Below are 23,365 nucleotides of genomic sequence, written 5' to 3'. Positions count from 1 at the left end.
CAATCATTACTGTTAACCCGACGATCACAAAAAAAAGAACAACAATCCACTGCTTCACTTACCATCTCTCCATAGCTTAAAATATATATTTCCCTATTCAACTTTTCGGTTATTGCGCGAAAACAATCGAACGCTCTAGAAAATTGACGAAAACTCAGTAGAAATATGAGTTTTTATGGCGTTTTTTGCGCTTACCCGGGCAATAAAAATGGGGGGAATTTATTTTCTTAAGAACATTTTCATGTCCTTTTATATTTTACAAAAAACAAAGCCAATTGAGAAGAGATATTTGCAAGAATTCATAAATTTGACGAATTTTTACGAATATTGGATGACTCTTTGTTCTAATCGTTCGATTCTTTTCGTGAGCGCTTGTTTTTCCAGTTCTTCTTTCCTCTTCGTTACCCTTTTTTTACCCTTCCATCTGGAATAAGCGAATACTGCAAAATGAAGAGCTTTTTCATAATCTTTTTGAACATGCTCATAATACTTAGAAAGTTCAATAGCTGGTTCTTCATCTAAATCATTCTCATCGAGCAACTCTAGCCAATATCGAACAGAAATCTCTAACCCATCACTTTTTTTGTGTAGAGCGGCTAAAGATTTTTTTGATGGGGATGTAAGTGAAGTTCCAGTTTGCAGAACATCCTGATAAAGAGAAATCGCCTGTTCTTTTTGGTTTAATGCTTCAAACCATCTTGCTGATTCATACGTCTCTCTTTCTGTGCGAAAACCATTACCAGTCACAATGCCAGACATGTGTGTATAAAGAGTTATGAGTGAAAGAACATCCCACTCATTATGTTGAAAAACACCTTCTAATAAAGATGGATCTCCTTCATTGCAATATTGAAAATAAAGCATCGGCGCAAGATAACCTGGTGTATCATGGATTCGATTCACACCTAACATCTCTTTTTCAACAACAGAGAGCTTAACAGCTGGCAACGTATCTTTCCACAATCTTCTAGCTCCGTGCAGCAGATCAAAGTGACCAAACTCAGGCAATGAAGGTACAAAATCACGAATTAACGTGTGCCGAGTTTTCACTTGCGGCCAATCAAACGATTTACCATTGTACGTTACTAAATTCCGAAGTTCTTTCACATGATTTAAAAAATAATGATATAGAGCCACTTCAGATCCGGGACCGGGTAAGAAGAATTGGTGTACTAATACGTGATCTTCCTTGATCTGGCTCATTCCAAGCATAAAAATGGTATTTCCTGCACCCCCACTTAGACCTGTTGTCTCTGTATCAAAGAACAATAGATCAGAAGCGTCAAGATCCTTAGCGTGTAGTGGGTGATCAGCATCAATATCTTGCCAATTTGATACGGCATTAATAACATCGGAAAACTGATAACGGCCCCATTGAGTATCTAAAGAGTATTTTACTTTTCGAACGATACAATAATCATCTTCGAAAAAATAAGCTGAAGCACCAAACTTCTCCCAATAGTCTGCATGTTTAATTTTTTCAGAAGTAGTATCATCAAAATGGGAGTTACTTTCAACAGGTAGCTCGGAAACCGGATTGACCATATGCTTTTTTAGTCGATTCAGCTTATTTTTGATCGACATGTTTAGTCGCTCCTTTAATTTGTGAGATTAATTTTATGGCTAGATCCTTACTGTTATTTCCTTCTTCTAATGTTCCCGTACAAGACGGACAGCCACTTTCACAAGGACATTTTTGAATCATAGAAAGTGCCTGATCCAGAACAATATCCCACGAGCCGTATACCTTTTCACTTAGACCTATTCCACCTGGGTATCGGTCGTAAATAAAAATCGTAGGCTGTTGATTATGAACTGCTTTTACCTGTGGTACAACGTGAAGATCGTTTGCATCACACATCACGAACAGGGGAGCAACATGACGCAAAACGTGTGCGATTCCAAGAAGCCCAGCCTCAAGCTTCTCTTCACTTAACTCGTTATTTTCAAACGTTAGCCAAGTTGCTGATGTATGCAACTCTTCTTCTGGAAGATGAATGGGTCCTGAGCCAATATTGTCATGTGTTTCAAATTTTATCTTTTTAAAGATGGTTGCCTTTGCGACTACCATCACATCACCATAGGCTTTAGCATTCTGTTCATGTGACGTTTCTTTATCTACTTCTAGTACATTCAAAGAAACAGCGAGGTTTGCGTCTGTAAAATAATCAACATCCACTTCACGAACAAAAGCTTTCTTTTCTTCGTAATCGAGCTTCTCAACCTGATATTGTGTACCTTGATGAAGGTAGATCGCTTCTTCGTGAAGAAGTGTCATCGAACTAAAGCGATCCATCTCGCCGATCACTTTTACATCAGCGACATTACTTTGATCGATGATCACAACGTTTTCCTGTGAAGCAGAACGAAGCGAAATGTTATGTGCAGGAAAAGAATCGTTCATCCAATAGAAATGCTTTCCTCTTTTGTGTAGCACTTGTTCATCTACTAAAAATTCTAAAACATCCTCGATCTCTTGATCACCAAATTTCTCCTTCTCTTGAAATGGCAGTTCATACGATGCGCATTTCAAATGATCAACTAAAATAATCAGATTATCAGGATTCATCCGAGCAGACTCTGGTGATCGTTCAAAAAAGTAATCGGGATTCTGAATTACGTATTGATCGAGTGGAGAAGAGGAAGCCACCATGATCACCACACTCTCATCTTGTCGACGCCCCGCTCGTCCAGCCTGCTGCCAGGCACTTGCGATCGATCCTGGGTAACCTGTAAGAATACAAGCATGAAGCTGACCAATATCTACTCCTAATTCTAAGGCGTTTGTTGAAACAACGCCCATGATGTCTCCGTTACGAAGTCCTTTTTCGATAGCACGCCGCTGTTTAGGAAGATATCCTCCTCTATACCCTTGGATGGATTTCGTGCCAAACTCCTTTTTTACAAGTTCTTGCAAATACGTAAGCAATATTTCCACTCGTACACGACTGCGTGCGAATACGATCGTTTGAATATGATTTTCCAAAAATAGCTTTGCTAGGTTTCTGGCTTCAAGCGTTGCGCTTCGCCTCACATTCAACGGTTTATTGACAACTGGCGGATTGTAGAAGAGAAAATGCTTACGACCTGCTGGTGCTCCGTTGTTGTTGATAAGCGTCATCGGATTTCCAGTAAGTTGCTCAGCCAGCTCTTTAGGATTGGCAATGGTGGCTGATGTGCAGATAAAGATAGGATCACTGCCATAAAAGTTGCAGATTCTCTTTAAACGGCGGATGACATTAGCCACATGACTTCCGAAAACACCTCGGTATGTATGAAGCTCGTCTACGACCACATATTTTAGATTTTCAAATAAAGATACCCATTTTGTATGATGTGGAAGAACAGCAGCATGAAGCATATCAGGGTTCGTCATCACGATGTTTCCCGCTTTTCTAACGACCTGTCGGATATTTGCTGGGGTATCCCCATCATACGTATAGCTTTTTATATCCAAACCCATCTCATCGATCAGTTCGTTCATCTCGGACTTTTGATCTTGAGCAAGGGCTTTTGTTGGAAATAAATACAGAGCTCTTGCCTCAGGGTTATTAGCGACCTCTTGCAATACAGGAAGGTTGTAACAAAGCGTTTTTCCTGAAGCTGTAGGTGTAACGGCTACAAAGCTTTCTCCGCTTAAAGCTGCTTCGTACGCTGATAACTGGTGAATATATAAGGAAGAAATCCCTCTTTTTAAAAGAGCGGATTGAATATTCGGATGCAAAGAGTCAGGAAGTGGCACAGAAACCGCTTCTCGTGGCTCGATTGTTTTCCAATGAACAATTTGGTTAGCTAGCTCTGGCTCTCTTAAAACGTCCATAACTTGTTGAATAGATTTTTTTCGAAACATAAATACCACCTCGTTACTATTTTAACGAATATTTGTTCGTAAAGAAACAAGGACTTAAACGGAAATGTTCAAGCCCTGATTGAGATTTTTCAACAAAATCATACAATGTTAAATTTTATTTGTTAATTTTTGATAAAAATCATACTAATCTAGGAAGGAAAAAAGAAAATGATGAAGAATTTAATGTTTTAATATTTAATTTACTAAAATATTTCTAGCTGTTTTATTCTAATTATGGAAGGAGTAAACGATATTCTCTCTAAAATCCTCTTAAAAAAACATACCTTGGATTAATGTGTTATAATAAGTATATTAAAATAACTTAGGGCATTAGACTTTTCTTAGTCACCCTCCGTTAAGGAAGGGAGCACAAGAAAATGAAAAAGATCAGTGTATTTATGGATGATTATCGTAGCCCCCCTGAAGGATATGTCTTTGTAGAAACAATTGATGAATGTATGGATCTTCTGCGGAACCATTCAATTGAGCATCTATCATTAGATCACGATTTATTGAGCAGAACAAGAAATGGACTTATGCTCGTAAAAATGATGATCAATGAAAAGTTATTTGCCAATCGAATAACCATACACTCTGCGAATTCTGTTGGTGGCAAGAACATGTACAACTGTCTAAAACAAGCTCAAAAAGACTTAATCATGCCTCACACTATTATTGTTTCCTTACGTCCACTTCCACTTAAATTTATCCCGCCACGTGTGCTTCAACATTATAGTGATATTAAATAATAGATCCCTTTCATATTGAAAAATAACTAAAACTAGATTAGGAGGAAGCAGCTTTACAGATCACTTGGCAAACTAGCTGTTTCCTCTATTTCAACAGACCAGGCGATAATAGTCGTGCTATCTCTTACATGATTTCTTTTAATTTCATCTAAAAGGAACTGAACGCCTTCATCCAAACCCATACCGCTCATTACTTTTTGAACCTCTGTTGCATCTTCAAAAGAAACACCTGGACATTCAGTCAGTCCATCAGTTGTCATGAAAATTTGGTTGAGTCCTTTTCTCATTTCTTTCTTTCCGGTACTATAACAAGGTACTGGAAGTTCAAATGTATTAACTTCACCAACCCATTCATAAAAACTTCGCTGAACAAGCTGCCTTTCACCTAATGCTATCAGTTCTGGATGAAATAGATGAAGAATACAATCTCCTACTGAAAACCACCATAGATACTTTTCTTTTCGCACAACGATTAAACAAGCTGTTTCACCCGTTGTCTTTCGGCAGGATTCCATAAAATCAGGATCTTGAAAGATATCCAATATAAGATGATCTAACTTCTTTAGAGCTATCCTTGCTGATTCTGAGAGTACACGCTTGATCTCGTACTCGTTCTTTATAAATTGATTGATAACAAGTTCAACACTCTGTGCTGTTTTATGCCCATCAAGAACTATTGTGAATTCCCAATTTTGAGCTTCATTTCCCCATACTAAACATCCATCTTCGTTTTTATAGGAACCTGCTTCAGAATTCCCTCCAAATCTACCTACTGTAATATTTTGTACGCGTGTTACATTTATTTCATCAACGAATGTCCGATCGCTTCCAACCCAGGTCAATTTAGGATTCTTCAAATTCGTTCTCCTCCAAATATTTTCTAACACGTTCGCAAACTTTAATAATTTCTTCATTCATTCCAAATGGAGCTTCTGGCCAACTATAGACTTCATTCGGTCCCCAATATTCCTCTGGTGTATTGGGAAAACGCGGAACGATGTGCATATGCAGGTGAGCAACAGAATTACCTGATACGAGTGCATAAATGTGCTCTGCATTTTCAGTTTCTTTCACAGCACGGCTTACTCGAGCCATGATCTGACCGAATGCATGTGCTTCTTTAATAGTAAGATCCCCAAGACTTGGTGTGTGTCGCTTGAGATCGATCATAATATGACCAAGGTAAGATGGGCGATCACCTTTATCAATATGACCCACATATACAAATTCATCTTCATATATTTTCACACCTGCTGTGTCAATTGTGCCTCTATGTTTGTCACAAATAAAACAATCCTCACTCACTTTTCATCGCTCCCTTTAATAAACAAAAAAGCCTCATCTCTAAAGAGACGATAGGCTATTCCTTCCGTGGTACCACTTTTCTTCGTTCACAAGAATATCCCGCAAACCTCAGAACCTGATTACGGTGGTTAACCGTACAGACTTCATTTTAGTCTATCCACTCCAAGGTAAGTTCAGGATATTTGTTAACTGCATCTCACCAATTCTGCAGCTCTCTAAACAACAATATAAATCCCTACTACTCCTAATCATCATGTTTAAACGATGGAAAACTTTTACTAATGATAAGATGATTAGAAATTTCTGTCAAGTTAGTTTTTTCTGATTTTATGTAAGATGTTAGAGATGAAATGCGTTTTTCCTTCTGTGTATTCTGCTCGCGTGCATTTCGATGTAACTAAACAAGCTTTAAGTTGATTATATTCTTCAACTGCTTTTGGATGAGTCCTTAAATAATCTCGAAAATCCAAATGGTTTTTCAATTCGATACTATTTTCATCACAAACGTATAAGTGATGCTTAATAAGATCAGAATGACATGGTAGTTTTTCATTAACTCTTTCAAATGTTTCTCTTCCCTTATAGCTCCATTGTAATTGATGAATATATCCCAAACCGTTAAGTTTTGTAACTACTTCTGGCAGTCGATCATAATTTTCAATAATAATATCTAAATCAATAATTGGCTTTGCAATCATACCTTTTATTGAAGTACTTCCTACATGTTCAATTCCTATTATTAAATTTCCTAGCTCAGTTTCAAAAACTGTTTTTAATCTTATAAACGCTTCTTCCCAACGAGGATTATATTCATAAAGTTTAATCATTAACTTAAACTTTCCTTATGTATTGATGAAAATAATAGGTATAAGGATTTTGTTTGTCCTGGATTCCTTTAACTCTAGAAATCTCTTTCCAATCTCTTTCATTGAATATAGGAAAATAAGTATCCCCTTCAAAGGTATGGTGAATTTTTGTTAGATACATTTTAGTTACCATTGGCATAAACTGCGAATAGATTTCCTCTCCTCCGAAAATAAAAACTTCTTCATCGTCTTCACAAGCATTTAGCACCTCGTTTATAGAATGGACAACGATACAGTTTTGGAGTGAGAAACCCATTTTCCTCGTAAGTACGATGTTCCTCCTACCAGGCAGCGCTTTCCCAATAGATTCGAAGTTTTTTCTACCTAAAACAATGGTTTTTCCCATCGTAATCTTTTGAACATACTTCCAATCTCTCGGCAACCTCCAAGGTAAATCATTATCTTTTCCTATTACTCTATTTTCGCCCATGGCAGCTATTATTGAAAAGTTCATAACGAATCTTACCTTTCTTTAGTGGTGATCTCTAAACTAAGCATCTTTTCTATTGGTATTTCTGCCTCAATGTAACTTCTAACCATTTTCCAACTTCCAACTTCCATCTTCCCATCTAAAAGTCTGAAAGAACAAGCTAGCCGTTTCAATAGGTTGATCATCAACAATCAGAGATGCCCAAATAATTGCCATCACTTCATCGTCTTTTAACGAAAAGATTACATCTTCTTTTAGAATCCACTTCGCTCTCTTTACTCCTAACTCCTTAAATGCATGTTTCCATCCATCAATTGATTCTTCATAGCCAAAATCATAAACCTCTTTGCCTCTAATTTCCCGAGCTGTATATTTAGGCGAAACAACATTCTCTATACCTTTGATAGAAAAGTTTCTCCAGCTATCTAGATACTTTTTATAAAATTGCTCAAAAGATTCTCTCATCATACCTCCTGATAAATGGTTTTTGATATTTACTGTGACTACCGCTCTCACCTATATATTGAAATCCATTTTTAACATAAAACTGATTTAATTTAATATTATTTGCTACACAATCTAATTTGATATACTCTTTACCTTGTTCAACATTTGCTTCAATCCAATTAACTATTTCTTTTCCAATCCCTTGGTTCATAAATGACGGACGCACAGCTAATCGATGTACATACAGAGAATCATGGACTTCGTCTTTCCCAAATATATGCTCGTCCCACTCTGTTTGTTCTGGTGATAAGGTAAATGTAGCAACCAGCTGTTCATTCCTTGTAACCTTATATGTATCGTTTCTCTCAATTGCACTTTTGATTTCTGCATCTTCACCACCGCCAAACAAAAATCGCCATTGATCAATATTCCTATCTTTCAACCATAATGCACATTCTTTTAATAAACTCATAATCATTTCCAGATCTTCTTGAGATGCTTTTTGAATATTTATTGATTTCAGTGATTTCATTAAAATTTACCTCCTATTTATACTCAAACTAACTTCTTTATTCTTTATGTGAATCCTTCCAAATTCCCCCATTAATAATGAAAAGCAGCAACTCTAAAGTTGCTGCTCCGTTTTATACCGTTCTATAGCTTACCTGTACCAATCCGGATTCAAACGATTTACTATCAATTAATTCAAGTTTGCTATCTGTTTCGGTTTCCTGAAACAATGAAATTCCATTACCTAGCATGATTGGAATATAAGATATCACGTATTCATCGATAAGATTATGTGATTTAAGTTCTCTTACAACCTCTGATCCACCATCAATAAAAATATTTTTTCCCTCTTTGTTCTTTAACTCCTGAATCAGATCACTAACATCCCCACCATAAAAAGTAACATTTTCATCATTGCCCGTTTTGGTTCTAGAGATGACATAGCATTTCTTATTCTTATGAGGAAATTTAATTCCAAATGATAACACTTTGTCATACGTTTTTCTTCCCATGATCACCGTATCTACGGTCTCAATGAATGATTCATAGCCGTAATCTTCACCAGGACGTTCAACAACAGATAACCAATCAATATCACCATTTCCTTTTGCAATAAATCCGTCAACACTTGATGCAATATACAAAATTACTTTTCGTTTCAATTCCACGTAATGATCTCCTTTTTACATCCATTATTTATTTGTACTTTGGTTCTCTATTACTCCTCCCAATTCATTACCTAACTCAACAAGTGATTGGTTGATGCGCCATACATAATAAAGGTGATGTATAAGATCACGCTGAGATTGCTTTCGGTTCGGAGCAAGGCGTTCAAATTTCTCCCGTTCTTCTTCTAACGATTGTAGAACATACTCCCCTTCATCCTCAGTAAGAAGAGCAGATAAAGAATCGATGTTGTTCTTAAATTTTGTCTCAACCTGAATGAACCCATCAAGAAGTTCCTCCGGGTAATCGAATCCTTTTCTGTAGGCAGAAGCAACCAGATGTTTTGCATAATAGTTGATGGCGGCTAACCTCGTCATCCAACTGACCATATCAGCATAGATCGGTGATCCCGGGCGTTTAAGAAAGGATTGCGCTTCATCCCTGATCGTCTGGAGTTTCATATCAAGCTTAAACGCACTTTCTGACAGATTCTTAACGTTTACATCTTCTCTAAACCCTCTAACATATTCGGCGACAAAAGGAGCGAGTTCTTCTAAGAATTCATTAATCGATTCAGCTACCTTCACTTTCGTTTTCTTTGGAAAGATCAGATATGAAACAGCTAAAGCAATTGATGCCCCTGCGATCGTATCCAGTACTCTAGCTCCAATTAGTGAGAAAGTAATCCCACCTAATAGAAGGTCGTACATAAACGCAATAAGCATAGTAATAAACACACTCATTAACGTGTAGGAAACGGTCATTAAATAAAAAGCTAGGAAAACAACAACAAAGAGAAAGATCACTTCCAAAACGGTGTGTCCGGAAAGAAATTTAGCAAGAACAAAACCGATAACAGCTCCAATGATCGTGCCTAAAGAACGCTGATATCCTTTCGTATAAATCCGTCCTATGGACTCCGTTCCAAGTAGAACAACAAAGGCGGTAAGAAGAACCCAATAGGGCTGTGCAGGAGAGATTATCAGACCAACTATAATGGATAGAATTCCTGCTACAAGTGCTTGATACGCTTTTTTAGTTGAGGGCTTTAGCGCTTTGTCTTCTGATTTCGTATCTTCTTCGCCAACTTTATCGATGGTTTCTTCCTCTTTTTTATCCACAGACTGAGAATAAAGAGATTGCTGTATCGTTACAGCACCTTCAATCACGTGATTTGCGATCGATTCAATTCGACGGATAAGATAGATCCATCCTTGTGGAGGCTCTTCTCGTTCAAAAAGTTTCATTATTAACATTCGAAGTTGCTGAACCGATTTTTCAGCGGGGACAATATTTTGTTCTTTCACATGTGGAGCAAGTACTTCAGCATCACGAACTGCAACCGTCACAGCAATGAGTGATTGTTTAATCTCTTCAACATGTAGAGCATCTGCCGTTTTTAATCCGCGAACCGAGTCAACTAACGTTTCAATCAACATACCTGTATCAAACACGTATAGGCGAAGTTGATTCGGCAAGAGACCTGGCCATATTTTCTTTACATCTTTCTCGTTGATATAGCCAGAAACAATAAGAGCATAATCTCTTAGTTTGGCCACGTTCTTCTCTAATTCTTTCTTACGCTGAGCATTAGATTCTTTATCTTTCATAGCTTCAATCAAGAGGTTAAGCGTCAGGTTACATTGGATATGAAACGAATGAATGCTTCTTTTTAAATTCTTCGCTGTATCTTGAAATAAAAAGAAATTAAGAATAAAAGCATAAGCTACACCTAACCAGATTCCAACATAAAACCAAGGTAACTGGTCACTGGATAACTTCAGTACAGAAGAAAAATACACCGTCATAAAGAAGATCATGAGCAAGGAAAAATAGCGTGTACCAAATCTTGAGAAATAAAAACAGCTAAACACACTTAACACTAAAACAACATCTATGTAATAAGCATTATTGGCAACAAGGGAACCAACTGTAATGCCCATCATAGCTGATATTCCGAGCCATAACGTGGTTACTCTCATCTCCTGCTTTGTGTCATCCATTACGACCATTATGCCCATCAACCCAAGCATACCGGAAACAATAGCTGGTGTGATGCCTCCAGAGTGACCAGTGTATCGCATGGTTAGAAGGGTAGTGAATACAGCAAGAATTAAACTAGCTGTCGCTCTTCCTGCTTTTTGCAACCGCACATATCCAGGGTCAGCTGCTACCATCTTCGCTAACCAATGGTGCTTGTTATATAATCGTTGCACGGTTCCCCTCCTTTTCTAAAACTATAATTGAAAATGATATCATGTGAGTGGTTTTTTAACCAAGTGAACTGCTTTTGTAACCTTTACCGAAAACGAATGATAGTAATAGCATTCCCCCAATCATCTCTTTTTTTAACTTACTAACATACTTTTTCTAATACACGCCTTATCAGTGTTTTTCTAATTGAGCTCGGCTTTATAAAAGGTTTTAACCGACTATTCATTCCGTGCATACATTTATATAACTACAAATATGTCTTTGTCAGGAGTGGAATTCATGGGATCTACAGAGTTAACAGGAAGAATAATCTTTAAAGGTGACCCTGGCTACAAGGAAGCCGTTAGAAACTGGAATCCATATGTCAACACATATCCTCTTGTATTCGTATTCGCACAAAATGCATGTGACGTTAGTAATGCAATTAAATGGGCACGAGAGAACGATGTTCCATTAAGGATCAGAAGCGGCCGTCATGCCCTAGACAAAGAATTCAATGTTGTAAAGGGTGGGATCGTTATCGACACAAGTGATATGAATAAAGTGCACTTAGATAAGAAAAAGGGAATCGCTACAGTTCAACCTGGAATTCGTGTAGGACCTCTTGTAAAAGGTCTCGCTCGAGAAGGCTTTATGGCTGTGTTTGGCGATAGTCCGACCGTTGGAATCGGAGGAATCACAACTGGTGGAGGATTTGGGTTACTCTCACGTACAATTGGAGTAATATCAGATAACCTTCTTGCACTAGAGACCGTAGATGCAAGTGGACGGATTCTTAAAGCGAGTCCAACTTGCAACGAAGACTTGTTTTGGGCTTCTAGAGGAGGCGGTGGCGGTACGTTTGGATACAATACCGAATATACGTTCAAAGTTCATCGTGCACCTGAAACTGCAACGGTCTTTAACATAATTTGGCCATGGGAACAGCTCGAAACAGTATTTGAAGCATGGCAGAATTTAATGCCGTTTGTAGATTCACGATTAGGCAGTTATATAGAGATCTACAGCAAAGTAAATGGATTATGTCAGGTAACCGGCCTTTTCTTAGGTTCAAGACCTGAATTGATTCAAATCATACAACCTTTACTTAATGCTGGGACCCCTTCTGAGGTAGTCATTGAAACGCTCTTTTACCCAGACTGTATTGATTTCCTTGATCCACCTGAGCCGCCTTATGCTGATCAAAATTTTAAATTCTCTTCTTCTTGGGCGACTAATCTTTGGCCAGAAGAACCGATTAAGGTAATGAAACAATTTTTAGAAGAAGCACCTGGAACAGAATCCAATTTCTATTTTACTAACTGGGGCGGTGCGATCAGCAGAGTGCCAAAAGACAAGACAGCTTTCTATTGGCGTGATCCGTTGTTTTACACAGAATGGAACGCAACGTGGGTCGATAAATCTGAGGAAGCGAGTAGTCTTGCATCAGTCGAGTCTGTGCGTCAGCAGTTAAAACCTTATACGGTAGGTTCTTATGTAAACGTCCCAGACGAAAACATTCAAAACTTCGGGAATGCTTATTGGGCAACAAACTTTGCAAGGCTGCAAAGAGTAAAAACAAAATACGATCCTGAGAATGTATTTAATCATCCACAGAGTGTCCCACCCCTATATTAGGAATTAATCGTAAAAAATAGTTATCTGATGTTTGCAACGTCAGATAGCTTTTTTTATGAAAAAAACAAAACAAACACTTACAAATAATGATAGTATGAACAAACATATATAACTAAGAGGTGCCTTATGTATACTCCAAAGGATAGAGATTTTTTATTTCAACGCACGATCGATAATTTAAATGAATTACCAATGGTTGAAGGAGTTGTTCAATTAGGATCTGGGGTAACAGGCTACAAAGACGAATATTCAGATATCGATCTCATGATTGCAACGTATACTGAGGATGAAGTCATTGCAGTAAAAAATGAACTTCAAAAGTTTTTCAGTGGCTATCATCCAGTGATTTTGAAAGAAAAGCAGTTTTCAAAAAATATTTATCTATTAATCGTTATTCTTGAAAACTCCTTAGAATTCAATATCTCGATTCTTTCGAGGAGTTCGTTGAGCGTAAGATCTCCGTTATGGAAAGTCGTTTCAGACAAAACAGGTTTAGTTTCAGAGAAGATGAAGAAAGAGTATCTTGTATTTTCTAGCAAACCTATGAAATATGCTACGTTTGAAGACCCTGTTTTTGAGTTTGTCTATTGCTACATAAGATTCGACAAAGAATTGAAACGCGATAATTTCGTATACGCACTAAAAATGCTAGAATCGATGAGGGATTACACATTACTCGTACAGACGATGAACGAGGATAAAAAACTTCATCAGTTTAAAGCTTACGACACGTTAGATCGTGTCTTTTTAGAGAGATACCTTTCCACCTATCCAAGAGAAATCACAAACAATCATTTGATTGAATCTGCTTCTTTGTTAAAAGAATTGTTTATGCATACCTTAATGAAAAGTTCTATCTATACAATGGATGATTCTTTAAAAGAGCTGTTGAATGTTAAGAATGTTGTATAAGCGTTCTAAAAATGACAAAAACACTGTCCTGGCAGTGTTTTTGTCCGTTCCATTACCTTTAACTAGTAAAGCTTGCTCTTATAGCCTTCCAAGAGGTCATTGGCTATTCTTTCTTCTGTCATTTCTGGTAGATTCACATGAGCTGCTAAGATCTTTGCCGCGTTTGGGAGTGATTCTTTCTTTTCCCAACGCTCAGATTCCCACAGACCAGATCGTTTAAATGCTTTACCACAATGCATATAGCATTGTTCTACTTTAACAAGTACGCCTAGAAGTGGCGCTTTGCCACCTACTGCCATTTTATTAAGTACTTCTTCATCTTTAATAATAGCAGCTTTACCGTTAATCCGTAGCGTCTCACCCATACCTGGTATTAGAAATAGTAAGCCTACTTTCGGATTTGAGAGAATATTAAACATTGAATCTACCCGCTTATTCCCTGGTCGGTCAGGAATCACGAGATGGTGCTCATCTATCACATGTACAAAACCTGCAGCATCACCTCTAGGTGAACTATCACAGTTCCCTTCATGATCTGACGTAGCTAAAATTAAAAATGGTGAATGAGCGATAAAGTCTTTGCAATGTTCATCTATTTTAGAAATAACTTTATTCTGTCCCCTAAGACTTGGAGTTCCGAGCATAAGCCTAAGTTCCTCTTGGCTGTTCACATAATTTAAAGTTTTCACTATCGTTTCATCCCCTTACTTTCTAAGAGCATCCGCTGCTAGATGTGCATCCGCTTTCTTGACGTAAATGTCGTATTGCGTGTTATCCTTTACTGGCCGCTCTCTATCACCAAATGCCTGCCCCGGAATTCTCACTTTATATGCCACACCATCGGCTTTAAGTTTGGCTATGACATTAAAATAGTTTTCCTGACCTAATGCAGTATAGATGAGATCTATGTTACGGTAACGATACTTATGAACGAGAGAACCAACAATGATTCCGACCATCACGATTACAAGAAAAACCCATCCAAATAACGGCATGCTTCACAACACCTCTTTTAGAGTTTTTATCCGAATAAAAGATCCAGTACAGACCCCAACTGTCCTTTTTTTCCTTCAAGAACATTAGGATCATACACCTCTACAAATCCACAATTTTTACATGACACGAACAAAAAGTGGTTGTGCTGAATGTCGAGGAATTTACTTAAACCCGAACCAGTCATAGCTAGTTCTTTTGTTCTGCAGTGCGAATGGCTGCACTTGTTACATTTGAATCTGCTTTTAATTCCTTCTTCTACTCTGCTCATTTAAACAAATCCTTTCTGCTCTTTAATTACATTGTTAAATCAATGATATGTTTATGGAAAAATTTAGTCAACGAGTGAAATTACCCCCATAAATGAATGATTCTCTCTTAATAGTGTATAGAGTACATAAAAAAGTAATGACAGAAGTACGAACACTGTTAGGAGGCAAAACATGGAGCCGTATGTAAAGGATGCTCTTCTAGAATGGAAAGATGAGATTGAGCAACAAAAGAATGAAATAGATGAAGAGTACGAAAAAGTCAAAACAGAACTTCAACTTTATTCTTATAAATTTGGAATCACGAAACAAGTCATCCAATCAACCATCAACGAAGAAATGATCAAGAACATCAAGAAAACCTATCAACAGCCTTTTGAGGAAAAGTACAATGATTTGAAGCAACAGCTGAAAAAGCTTGAAGAAAAACGTAGCGTTTTCAACATGTTTGTAGAAAAGATCGAGATTGCTTCTGTTAAAGAATCCAATTCATAAAAAATCGAAGCTTGGAATGGATTCCAAGCTTCTTTTTCTTTTCTTCTAGCTTGTTAAAGTACCAAGGTACGATTACTTCACAACGTGAGCAACTATCTCCTTTTTCACATTTTTCTCAGTAACCTTTTCTCTCAAAAAGAGTCCAGAATACATGAAAAACGCACCGATCATGATCACGACTCCCATATACACACTCATCATCACTGGTACTAAAAAAGCCCCTAAGATAATCGTCGAACGTGCTAACATATCTGCTCCACTGAATGAAACATTTGCAAATGCTGAGTACGATCCTCTCTTATCGCTAGGTATCATATTTGCTTTTTCAGCTTCTTTAATTGGAGAGTAGATTAACTCACCCATTGTAGCGATCACATTAAATAGAAGTAATACATACCAAGCGTTTGCTGACGTAACGGTCACATAACCGATCCCATATAACAACAACCCGGTCAATAGAGCATTCTTCTTAGAAAAACGATCCATAACTCGGTTGATCAAGAATGTGAAACATACGACCATCAACATGTTTTGAATGTTTAGCATACTGAGCATACGAACGCCTGTAATCTCAAAATTACCAATGTGGAAAGAGTCGAAGGTTTCAGCCAAACGGATACCAATATAACTGTTCAGTGTGAATTCCGCTGAAAAGATAAATGTTCCACCAATAACCACTTTCACGAATGCTGAATCTTTTAAAGCAACTTTATAGTTTTGAAACAAGTCCAGAAAAACATTCTCATGTGTTTTTTCCAAAAAGCCAGTGAACTCATCTCGCAGCCAAATGCCATAAGCAATAGGAATGCTGATTGAAGTAATGGTTAATAACACGAAAAGTTCAATCTGGTGACTTACATAAAGCAAACCACCTAAAGCCGCACCAATTGCCATAGACAGATTGATCATCCAGTAATCCAGCGTATATACTTCTTTTCTGTTTTCAGGTGTCGTCGAATCCATAATGATTGCATGCATGGCAGGTCTGCCTAGACTGCTTGTTATAATGAATCCAATATAAGCGACAGCAAAGAGCAGAATCCAATTTTGTTCAGGCAGCAAGCTAACGGTCATCAGTAAAAACATGACTGCATTTAAACAAGACGTTGTCATCAACACTTTCTTCCTGGGAAAACGATCCGAAATGTAACCACCGATTAAATTGACAACGAATCCGATGACTACTGTTAAAATTAAAAATGTTCCTGCCCAGACTTTGCCCTTTTCAGTTGCAAAGAATAAGGCCATAAATGGCATGACGGCCGAAGAAACGGCTCGATTAAAGAACGATGTAATCAACCGTACTTTAATATTTTGGGGGTATTCTCTCCATCCCATGTTGTCCCCTCCTTCTCTGTATTGTAATATTAAACTAGACTACAAATGATAAAAATAGACAATTTAATAAAACATGTCTACTTTTAAAATGGAGGACAACATGGATAACAAGCTTCTCATTCTATGGAGATACTTTCCATCAGGTAATATTCGAACAGAAGAGATAGCCGAAGCACTTCAGATCAGCCAGAAACAAACTACACGATATTTAAAAAAATGGAACGATGAGGGCTGGTTAACTTTTACTCCGGGTCGTGGAAGAGGCAATGTCTCACGTCTTCAATGGCTGAAGAATATCGAAGAAAACTTTGAAGATGAAGTTCTTCTCAAGCTGGATCATGAACCAGTTGAGATCAGCAGTAAATATTTGATGTACGACTGGTCGACGGATACGAAGATAAGATTGATGAACAAATTTCATACGCAATTTGGTTTTGTACAGAAAGCGAAAGACAAACTTGTGGTTCCAAAACGTTACCCTTTTAGGACCCTACACCCATTGGATGCAGCAGATGCACATAGCGCAAATATGGTATCGAATGTATTCAACAGACTCGTATCGTTAACCGATCAAGGAGAAATCCTACCTGAACTTGCTCACAGCTGGGATGTTTCAACTACGAAACTACGACTTTATTTAAGAAAAGACGTCTGCTTTCACGACGGATCTGTTTTAACCGCAACAGATGTCATCAACTGTTTAGAGAAACTGAGATTTCATGAGCAAAACAGAGATTTATGGACACCGATAGAGGATATTGTTTCTAGAGCGCCACTCGTGGTCGATATTTCGTACCCTGGAGGCTGCAGCTATATTCTTCCATTGTTAAGCACAATGACTTCTAGTATATACAAAGAAAGCAAAGGAAGAATATATGGGACTGGAGGGTTCTTGGTGGAAGAAGACACTGATCAAAAAACAACGCTTGTTGCTTTTAAAGAACATTTCCAAGAGCGGCCTTTACTTGATGCCGTTGAGTTCGTAAAAGTTCCGAAAGATTTTCCAATCGTTTACCACTCCTCTATGGAACCAGATCATCATGAAACCTTTCAAGTAGAGAGTGATTCAGGCTTTGGTGTGCTTATTATGAATGCCTACCGTAAAGAATCACAGATAGCTAATTTGGAAGTACGCCAATACATACATCAAATTCTAGCGGAGAATCGTCATAGAATACCAGAGTATGAGTCAAGAGCCATTCCAAATGACAACTGCTGCATGATTGGAGATCGCCTACCCTATTCAATACCGAGAGCTGTCCGACCAGAATTTGCAGAACCTCTTATCATCAGGGTAGCTGAGCATACAGAAGAAGTTTCAAGATGGCTTCTTGACACGTTTGCTCAATATGACATCCCAGTTAAAGTGATAAAAGTATCATTTGAAGACGCTATTTTCAATAAACAGCTCACAGATCAAACAGACATGTTTATACATGGTGAAATTTTTGAGTTGAATCAAGATATATCTTTCTATTTTTTCTTAACAAATGGGTTTGCTCCACTCCCTTTAATTCTAGAAAAGAATAGGAAATGGCAAAAACGCATCTCTCAATATATTCACACGCTATTTGAAGAATGGACGAATCTGAATGTTGAGGTCGAAAAGGAACTTATTGAAGAAGCCATTATGATTCCATTATATTATCAAAAAAGGTACATTCCCTTTTCTACTGAATTAATGAACGTGAACATCAAGCATTTCGGATATGTTGATTTTTCTAAACTTTGGTTACGCCCTACAATCGATTAGTAAAAGTAAAAGGATCTGACATTTCAGATCCTTTGCCTCTAGCTGCACAACCGCTCCCCCTTACATATCAACCACGTATTAACCATAGAAAAAGTTGCAATATTTTACAATTGTTTTCAATAAAAAATACTCAGATTGATTTCTGAGCATTCACTACTTCCATCTGTTCAATTATTTGGGCACATTCTTTCCTTGTGTTCGGATGCAGAATGACTCGATCAGTCAGAAGATTGTCGATCAAACGATCCGATATGGTTGGTCCTAATCGTTTCCTTCCCCATCTTCTTGAGAAAGATTTGTAATCACAGATCATCTCAAGTATATACTTTCGGGGAATCGGCACCGCTTCTTTTTTTATCTGATCGACCACCCAATAATTCCAATGATGTTTATTGTGATGTTGATGATGAAGCCAGGCATATTGCCATTCCACTTCACTCGGCTTCTCATCTGAATAAAATTTCTTAGCATATGTAAAAAACTCAGCTGGATGAAGCTTAGATAGATCATGGGTAAACGCTTGAATGTAAAGTCCTAGCTTCCAGCATTCTATAAAAACATTTAACTTATGTTCAAAGATATAAAGTAGATATTTTCCGTAAGCTGGCATAATACTTCACCCACTAATTAAATATTTTACTTCCATAAAACAGAATCAACGTAAAAATGATTACTTCAATCAATAATAGTCCAGTTCGTTTCAATGGTATTCCTTTGTATTTCATTCCTTCAAACAGATATTGTATGAAAACAATAGCAATCGCCGTGTAAAAACTATCTAAAAGTGTCACATTCATCACCTATTTACCAATAAAGTTCAACAGGAATACAAATACAAAGATTGTAATAAACGTATACCGAGATCCTACAACTTTATTTTTTTCACCTAGGATTTTTTCAAATATCTCTACAAGTATTAGATATAATGTAGCACTACCTAAAATGATTAAGATATAGATTAGAGGCTTCTCCCAAATACTTTTAAAATTCACAAATTGAATAATCGTAAGAATTACTATAAGTCCACAAAGCTCTCCGATGTTGTTCTTAGATCCTTTAAAGAAAAAACGTTTCAGTCTATTCATAAGCTGTCCTCCATTATGTCTATCTTCTATGCTTTATATTTCATTCCTTAATTAGTCTCATTATTCCTTCTATAACTTTCAAAGTAGTTATTAATTCAGTTCAAATAATGAACATAAGATGTATGAATACATGTAATAGGAGGTTTTCTATGAAAGCTGTATTGTGTACGAAGTATGGCCCGCCGCAAGTACTCATTCTTCAACAAGTCCATAAACCTGTTCCAAAAGAAAACGACATCCTTATTAAAATCCATGCTACAACTGTAACAACTGGGGATGTAAGGGTTCGTGGTTTTAACAGCCCCCTCTTATACTGGTTACCCATGCGTTTGTTCTTAGGGATAAGAAAGCCACGGAAACCGATTTTAGGTGTTGAATTAGCAGGTGTTGTAGAAGAAATCGGTCAGAACGTTACACGTTTTAAAAAAGGAGATGAAGTCTATGCAATGACTGGGATGCGTTTTGGCGCACACGCAGAGTACACATGTTTACGTGAAGACGGAATAGTCACACATAAACCACAGAATGTAACTTTTGAAGAAGCCGCTGCCATTCCCTTTGGAGGAACTTCAGCACTACATTTTTTAAGAAAAGGAAAGATCCATAGCGGACAGAATGTTTTGATATACGGAGCCTCTGGAGCTGTGGGAACAGCTGCTGTCCAACTTGCTAAGTATTTTGATACTGAAGTAACTGCCGTATGCGGTCCAACCAATCTAGAACTCGTTAAGTCGTTAGGAGCTGATCATGTCATAGATTATACAAAAGAACATTTTACAAAATCGGATAAGAGATACGATATCATTTTTGATGCTGTAGGCAAGATATCAATGTCTAAGTGTCAAAATGCCTTAAAAGCAAACGGTAAGTTCGTAACAGTTGATGGACAGGGTATAGCTAAAGAGCGTATAGAAGACCTAGAATTCTTAAAAAAAAGAATTGAATCAGGTCAAATGAAACCCGTCGTCGATCGTTATTATGAACTAGACCAAATTTCAGAAGCTCATGAATATGTTGAAACTGGCCGTAAGAAAGGTAACGTTGTCATCAGAGTGGTTTAAAACCAAAAACGCACTTCTCAATCTAGAGAAGTGCGTCTTTATGTATGTATTTACTCACTAAGTTTTTGAAGACTAGAATGGTATTTAAAAAGCTGTCCTGCATTTGACCACCTTCAATTGTCCAACAAGTAGCTAACACAGCATGTGAATAAGCTCTTAACAAAACTCTTTCTTTATTCAGGTTCAGTACATCAACAAAGGTATCAATTCGTTTTTCTGCTAGCTCTTCCACTCCATGTTCAGGTAATTTATTCAGCAAATATTGAACAACCTCATATTCACGGTCCCCAATCAAACCCTTAGGATCGATTATGGTCCAAAAATCTCCATTTGCGAGTATATTGTAGTGGTGAAGATCGCCATGAAGCAAATATGGCTTATCGATAGAAGTATTTAATTTTTCAGTAATGAACAAAGCTTCTTCTATGGTTGCTTTTGAAACAGGATGATAACTATTGTATTCCTGATAGATTCGTTTCAAACTATTTTCACGATCAAAAACGGTCGGAAGATTAGATCCAACTGGAGCAGGAACCATTAACTTCTTCATCACGTTAGCAGCAATTAATGTAGCCTTATCCTCATCTTCTATTTCTGCCAATGTATGTCCTGGTTGAATTCGTTCAAGAATCATAATACCTCGTTCCTTCTCAAACGCTAACACTTTAACTGTACTTTCACCAGACAAAAGCTGTAGTGCACGCAGCTCAGCTTCAAATTCCTTTTCATCAAACACAAATTTCAAAACCACCTCACGTCCATCATTCCTTACAGCAGGAGCAACGAAATTGTAAGTGAGGTTAAATGGTTGTTGAAAGTGTAAACCATACCTTTTTTCACAGTCAGCCACTAATTCATCAAACTGACTAATCCATTCACTAGCCTTTTCACCATGTACACCTTTCATTTTTTCAACAAATGTATCAGGAAGTTTGTATTTCATCACATCACTCTCTCCTTATGTATTCGTTGTACAACAACCTCATAGCCTCTACTATTCTTTCATCAGAAAAAGTATTCGTATAACGATTTGGAATATCATTAGCTCCTAAAACATAGAGCAATGGATATTGATTAAATTCTCCTAAAATCCCTATATCCACCACTAAGTTCTCTAAACCTCCGCTCATATGGTTCAACATATGGTTTGGAATTCCGTCTATGTGATCTTGAGGACGAACTAGACCATTCATTACAGGTAACCATAATTGCGGATGACGGTGATACCCTTCAAATATGGCTTTTAATACAAAAAGCACTTCACTAATTCTCCCCCTATTTTCAACATCTCGAGGATTTAAAGTAAGATTTATGTGTTTGTACTCTCTATTTATCTCTGTATTTACCTTTTGCCACCCTCCACAAAATTGCACAAGGCTATCAGCAGCTTTACTATCGTGGGAAGCGATCATCACTTCGACAAGATTACCTAAAGACAAGAACCTTCTCCCTTGGAAATGTGGAAATAAAACAGCGCTGTTCTCTTCTTTATCGAGTTGAAAATCCTCAATTAAATCGTTCCAATGAAACAATCCTCTCTCCACCCATTTTGTTACACAATATCCAATAACCACTTTTGCAGCTGAAGCTAGTGGAACGATCAAGTTAGGATTGAGTGAACATACAACTTCTTGCTTTTTCGTTGAATAGATGATGATACCTACTTGATCGGATTCTACGGTCTTTACTGATGTAACTACACTTTGCATCTAGATTACTCCTTCACATTATATGATTGTAACTTTTATTCAACTTAACGATAACACACTTCATTTCTAACTTTTTTAAAAAAACTTCCAAAAAAGCGTATAATTCTCATTAGGATAATCGTTGTATATAGTGAACGGCAATCAAGAAGGGAGTTATAACATGTCTCAGTCAACGAAAACACTTCACGCGCAATCCAATGAATTACGCCAAAAGTTTGACGAAGAAATTCAAGACTTCAGTGATTCACTATGGAACTATTGCAGATACCTTACGGGTTCACCTTGGGATGGTGAGGATTTATATCAAGAAACGATGCTCAAAGTACTAGGAGGATTATTTACTAGATGGCATCCAACTAACTTAAAATCATATGTATTTCGAATTGCAACCAACACTTGGATCGACCAATGTCGTAAAGAAAAACGAACACTTGGAGAGTTACATGAAGAATATGAAGCCTATGAAGAATTTTCGGATGGTTTGGAACTAGAAGAAGCTCTTCAAAAATTAGAAGATCTCTTCTCCCCACGACAAACTGCAGTTTTTCTTCTTTTGGAGATCTTTCGCTTTCAAGCAGACGAAGTTGCGAGTATCGTAAGAACAACGCCTGGGGCTGTATATGCCTCAGTGAGAAGAATGAAATATAAATTACAAACCAATAGAGATCATTTGATTAAACCGAAACTCGAAAATTCACCTCAAAAATCAAAGACGTTACAAGCCTATTTGAAAGCATTTAATCATGGTGATCTTGATGGGATGCTTTCACTCATAAGTGACCATGCACATTACGAAGCATCCTTAGGATTCTTAGAAGTAAATAAAGAAGAGATTATAAATGGTTCACTTGCATACGGCTTACCAGGTCATCAAGCTGTTGAATGTGAGCTTTGGGGTAGACAAGTAATCGTCGTCTTAGCTGATTCAGATCAAGGTAAAGTCGTCCACGATATTCAATATCAAGAAGTCGAAAACAACAGAATTGTTTACCATCGAAGCTTCTTTTTCAGAAAAGAATTTATAGTGGCAGCTTCAAAAGAACTAGGGTACAAGCCACAATTAAACAAACCTCCATTAAATTGGGATAAAGAATAA

At 37.3% G+C, this 23,365-nt stretch carries 26 protein-coding genes and 1 other annotated feature; of the genes, 7 read left to right on the top strand and 19 right to left on the bottom strand.

Annotation, left to right across the window (positions count from 1 at the left end):
- Positions 1-318: 318 nt before the first annotated feature.
- Together ACOZ9X_RS07950 and ACOZ9X_RS07945 are read right to left on the bottom strand one after the other, a co-directional pair.
- A complete protein-coding gene (locus ACOZ9X_RS07950; RefSeq protein ID WP_423417711.1) occupies positions 319-1,584 on the bottom strand; it encodes a ribonuclease H-like domain-containing protein in 1,266 nt (421 codons plus the stop codon).
- The gene (locus ACOZ9X_RS07945) at positions 1,568-3,850 is read right to left on the bottom strand and encodes a DEAD/DEAH box helicase (RefSeq protein WP_423417710.1); all 2,283 of its coding nucleotides are present in this window, start codon (positions 3,848-3,850) and stop codon (positions 1,568-1,570) included. Before ACOZ9X_RS07945 ends, ACOZ9X_RS07950 begins: the two co-directional genes overlap by 17 nt.
- Positions 3,851-4,227: 377 nt before the next feature.
- Here ACOZ9X_RS07945 and ACOZ9X_RS07940 point away from each other — a divergent pair, with 377 nt between their 5' ends.
- Positions 4,228-4,599, top strand: coding sequence for a cyclic-phosphate processing receiver domain-containing protein (locus ACOZ9X_RS07940; protein ID WP_423417709.1), 372 nt, complete (start codon positions 4,228-4,230; stop codon positions 4,597-4,599).
- A gap of 53 nt (positions 4,600-4,652) precedes the next feature.
- On the opposite strand, the gene ACOZ9X_RS07935 is transcribed toward ACOZ9X_RS07940, so the two are convergent.
- The 8 genes from ACOZ9X_RS07935 to ACOZ9X_RS07900 all read right to left on the bottom strand — a co-directional run bounded on the left by ACOZ9X_RS07935 (position 4,653) and on the right by ACOZ9X_RS07900 (position 11,039).
- Positions 4,653-5,456, bottom strand: a complete 804-nt coding sequence (locus ACOZ9X_RS07935) for a protein phosphatase 2C domain-containing protein (protein ID WP_423417708.1) — start codon at positions 5,454-5,456, stop codon at positions 4,653-4,655.
- On the bottom strand, positions 5,443-5,904 hold the full coding sequence (locus tag ACOZ9X_RS07930; RefSeq protein WP_423417707.1) for an HIT family protein: 462 nt from the start codon (positions 5,902-5,904) through the stop codon (positions 5,443-5,445). Before ACOZ9X_RS07930 ends, ACOZ9X_RS07935 begins: the two co-directional genes overlap by 14 nt.
- A 40-nt stretch (positions 5,905-5,944) precedes the next feature.
- Positions 5,945-6,165 (bottom strand) — a binding site (T-box leader).
- Positions 6,166-6,215: 50 nt separating this feature from the next.
- Positions 6,216-6,731, bottom strand: coding sequence for a GrpB family protein (locus ACOZ9X_RS07925; protein ID WP_423417706.1), 516 nt, complete (start codon positions 6,729-6,731; stop codon positions 6,216-6,218).
- Between the two features lie 4 nt (positions 6,732-6,735).
- Positions 6,736-7,224 (bottom strand): dihydrofolate reductase, encoded by a 489-nt coding sequence (locus tag ACOZ9X_RS07920; RefSeq protein WP_423417705.1) that lies wholly within the window; start codon positions 7,222-7,224, stop codon positions 6,736-6,738.
- Positions 7,225-7,302: 78 nt separating this feature from the next.
- Complete coding sequence (locus ACOZ9X_RS07915; protein WP_423417704.1) at positions 7,303-7,665, bottom strand: flavoprotein; 363 nt, start codon at positions 7,663-7,665, stop codon at positions 7,303-7,305.
- Positions 7,649-8,179, bottom strand: coding sequence for a GNAT family N-acetyltransferase (locus ACOZ9X_RS07910; RefSeq protein WP_423417703.1), 531 nt, complete (start codon positions 8,177-8,179; stop codon positions 7,649-7,651). The genes ACOZ9X_RS07915 and ACOZ9X_RS07910 overlap by 17 nt, the downstream gene beginning before the upstream one ends.
- Positions 8,180-8,291: 112 nt before the next feature.
- The gene (locus tag ACOZ9X_RS07905; protein WP_423417702.1) at positions 8,292-8,825 is read right to left on the bottom strand and encodes a dihydrofolate reductase family protein; all 534 of its coding nucleotides are present in this window, start codon (positions 8,823-8,825) and stop codon (positions 8,292-8,294) included.
- Between the two features lie 24 nt (positions 8,826-8,849).
- Entirely contained in the window at positions 8,850-11,039 is a 2,190-nt protein-coding gene (locus ACOZ9X_RS07900; protein ID WP_423417701.1) for an FUSC family protein, read from the bottom strand.
- Between the two features lie 277 nt (positions 11,040-11,316).
- Here ACOZ9X_RS07900 and ACOZ9X_RS07895 point away from each other — a divergent pair, with 277 nt between their 5' ends.
- Entirely contained in the window at positions 11,317-12,654 is a 1,338-nt protein-coding gene (locus ACOZ9X_RS07895; protein ID WP_423417700.1) for an FAD-binding oxidoreductase, read from the top strand.
- A gap of 126 nt (positions 12,655-12,780) precedes the next feature.
- Positions 12,781-13,566: an aminoglycoside 6-adenylyltransferase gene (locus tag ACOZ9X_RS07890; protein ID WP_423417699.1), complete on the top strand. Its 786-nt coding sequence runs from the start codon at positions 12,781-12,783 to the stop codon at positions 13,564-13,566.
- Positions 13,567-13,628: 62 nt separating this feature from the next.
- Here ACOZ9X_RS07890 and ACOZ9X_RS07885 read toward each other — a convergent pair whose 3' ends face one another.
- From ACOZ9X_RS07885 to ACOZ9X_RS07875, 3 genes are read right to left on the bottom strand one after another with little or no spacing between them, the layout of a single operon-like run.
- A complete protein-coding gene (locus tag ACOZ9X_RS07885) occupies positions 13,629-14,255 on the bottom strand; it encodes a pyridoxamine 5'-phosphate oxidase family protein (RefSeq protein WP_423417698.1) in 627 nt (208 codons plus the stop codon).
- 15 nt (positions 14,256-14,270) lie between these two features.
- The gene (locus ACOZ9X_RS07880; protein WP_423417697.1) at positions 14,271-14,561 is read right to left on the bottom strand and encodes a hypothetical protein; all 291 of its coding nucleotides are present in this window, start codon (positions 14,559-14,561) and stop codon (positions 14,271-14,273) included.
- A 26-nt stretch (positions 14,562-14,587) separates the two neighbouring features.
- On the bottom strand, positions 14,588-14,830 hold the full coding sequence (locus ACOZ9X_RS07875) for a zinc ribbon domain-containing protein (RefSeq protein WP_423417696.1): 243 nt from the start codon (positions 14,828-14,830) through the stop codon (positions 14,588-14,590).
- 172 nt (positions 14,831-15,002) lie between these two features.
- Here ACOZ9X_RS07875 and ACOZ9X_RS07870 point away from each other — a divergent pair, with 172 nt between their 5' ends.
- Entirely contained in the window at positions 15,003-15,323 is a 321-nt protein-coding gene (locus ACOZ9X_RS07870) for a hypothetical protein (RefSeq protein WP_144700131.1), read from the top strand.
- 72 nt (positions 15,324-15,395) lie between these two features.
- Here the strand turns inward: ACOZ9X_RS07870 and ACOZ9X_RS07865 are convergent, their stop codons facing one another.
- The gene (locus ACOZ9X_RS07865) at positions 15,396-16,661 is read right to left on the bottom strand and encodes an MDR family MFS transporter (RefSeq protein ID WP_423417695.1); all 1,266 of its coding nucleotides are present in this window, start codon (positions 16,659-16,661) and stop codon (positions 15,396-15,398) included.
- Positions 16,662-16,761: 100 nt separating this feature from the next.
- On the opposite strand from ACOZ9X_RS07865, the gene ACOZ9X_RS07860 reads away from it, so the two are divergent.
- Positions 16,762-18,414: an ABC transporter substrate-binding protein gene (locus ACOZ9X_RS07860; protein ID WP_423417694.1), complete on the top strand. Its 1,653-nt coding sequence runs from the start codon at positions 16,762-16,764 to the stop codon at positions 18,412-18,414.
- Positions 18,415-18,544: 130 nt separating this feature from the next.
- Here the strand turns inward: ACOZ9X_RS07860 and ACOZ9X_RS07855 are convergent, their stop codons facing one another.
- The 3 genes from ACOZ9X_RS07855 to ACOZ9X_RS07845 are packed head-to-tail and all read right to left on the bottom strand — an operon-like array spanning position 18,545 to position 19,499.
- Positions 18,545-19,024 carry a DUF5662 family protein gene (locus ACOZ9X_RS07855; protein ID WP_423417693.1) on the bottom strand — a complete coding sequence of 160 codons (480 nt, stop codon included), beginning with the start codon at positions 19,022-19,024 and terminating at the stop codon, positions 18,545-18,547.
- 13 nt (positions 19,025-19,037) lie between these two features.
- Positions 19,038-19,205: a hypothetical protein gene (locus tag ACOZ9X_RS07850; protein WP_423417692.1), complete on the bottom strand. Its 168-nt coding sequence runs from the start codon at positions 19,203-19,205 to the stop codon at positions 19,038-19,040.
- A 9-nt stretch (positions 19,206-19,214) separates the two neighbouring features.
- Positions 19,215-19,499 carry a hypothetical protein gene (locus ACOZ9X_RS07845; RefSeq protein ID WP_423417691.1) on the bottom strand — a complete coding sequence of 95 codons (285 nt, stop codon included), beginning with the start codon at positions 19,497-19,499 and terminating at the stop codon, positions 19,215-19,217.
- A gap of 149 nt (positions 19,500-19,648) precedes the next feature.
- On the opposite strand from ACOZ9X_RS07845, the gene ACOZ9X_RS07840 reads away from it, so the two are divergent.
- The gene (locus tag ACOZ9X_RS07840; RefSeq protein ID WP_423417690.1) at positions 19,649-20,560 is read left to right on the top strand and encodes an NAD(P)-dependent alcohol dehydrogenase; all 912 of its coding nucleotides are present in this window, start codon (positions 19,649-19,651) and stop codon (positions 20,558-20,560) included.
- Positions 20,561-20,582: 22 nt separating this feature from the next.
- Here the strand turns inward: ACOZ9X_RS07840 and ACOZ9X_RS07835 are convergent, their stop codons facing one another.
- Entirely contained in the window at positions 20,583-21,503 is a 921-nt protein-coding gene (locus ACOZ9X_RS07835; RefSeq protein WP_423418247.1) for an aminoglycoside phosphotransferase family protein, read from the bottom strand.
- A 4-nt stretch (positions 21,504-21,507) separates the two neighbouring features.
- The gene (locus ACOZ9X_RS07830; protein WP_423417689.1) at positions 21,508-22,269 is read right to left on the bottom strand and encodes a serine hydrolase; all 762 of its coding nucleotides are present in this window, start codon (positions 22,267-22,269) and stop codon (positions 21,508-21,510) included.
- A 160-nt stretch (positions 22,270-22,429) separates the two neighbouring features.
- Here ACOZ9X_RS07830 and ACOZ9X_RS07825 point away from each other — a divergent pair, with 160 nt between their 5' ends.
- Positions 22,430-23,365, top strand: coding sequence for a sigma-70 family RNA polymerase sigma factor (locus tag ACOZ9X_RS07825; protein WP_423417688.1), 936 nt, complete (start codon positions 22,430-22,432; stop codon positions 23,363-23,365).

Origin of the sequence: Fictibacillus nanhaiensis, assembly GCF_049537595.1 — a bacterium.
Lineage (GTDB): Bacteria > Bacillota > Bacilli > Bacillales > Fictibacillaceae > Fictibacillus > Fictibacillus nanhaiensis_F.
The sequence above is the reverse complement of the archived record's forward strand: the minus strand, read 5'-3'. Positions and strand labels throughout refer to the sequence as shown.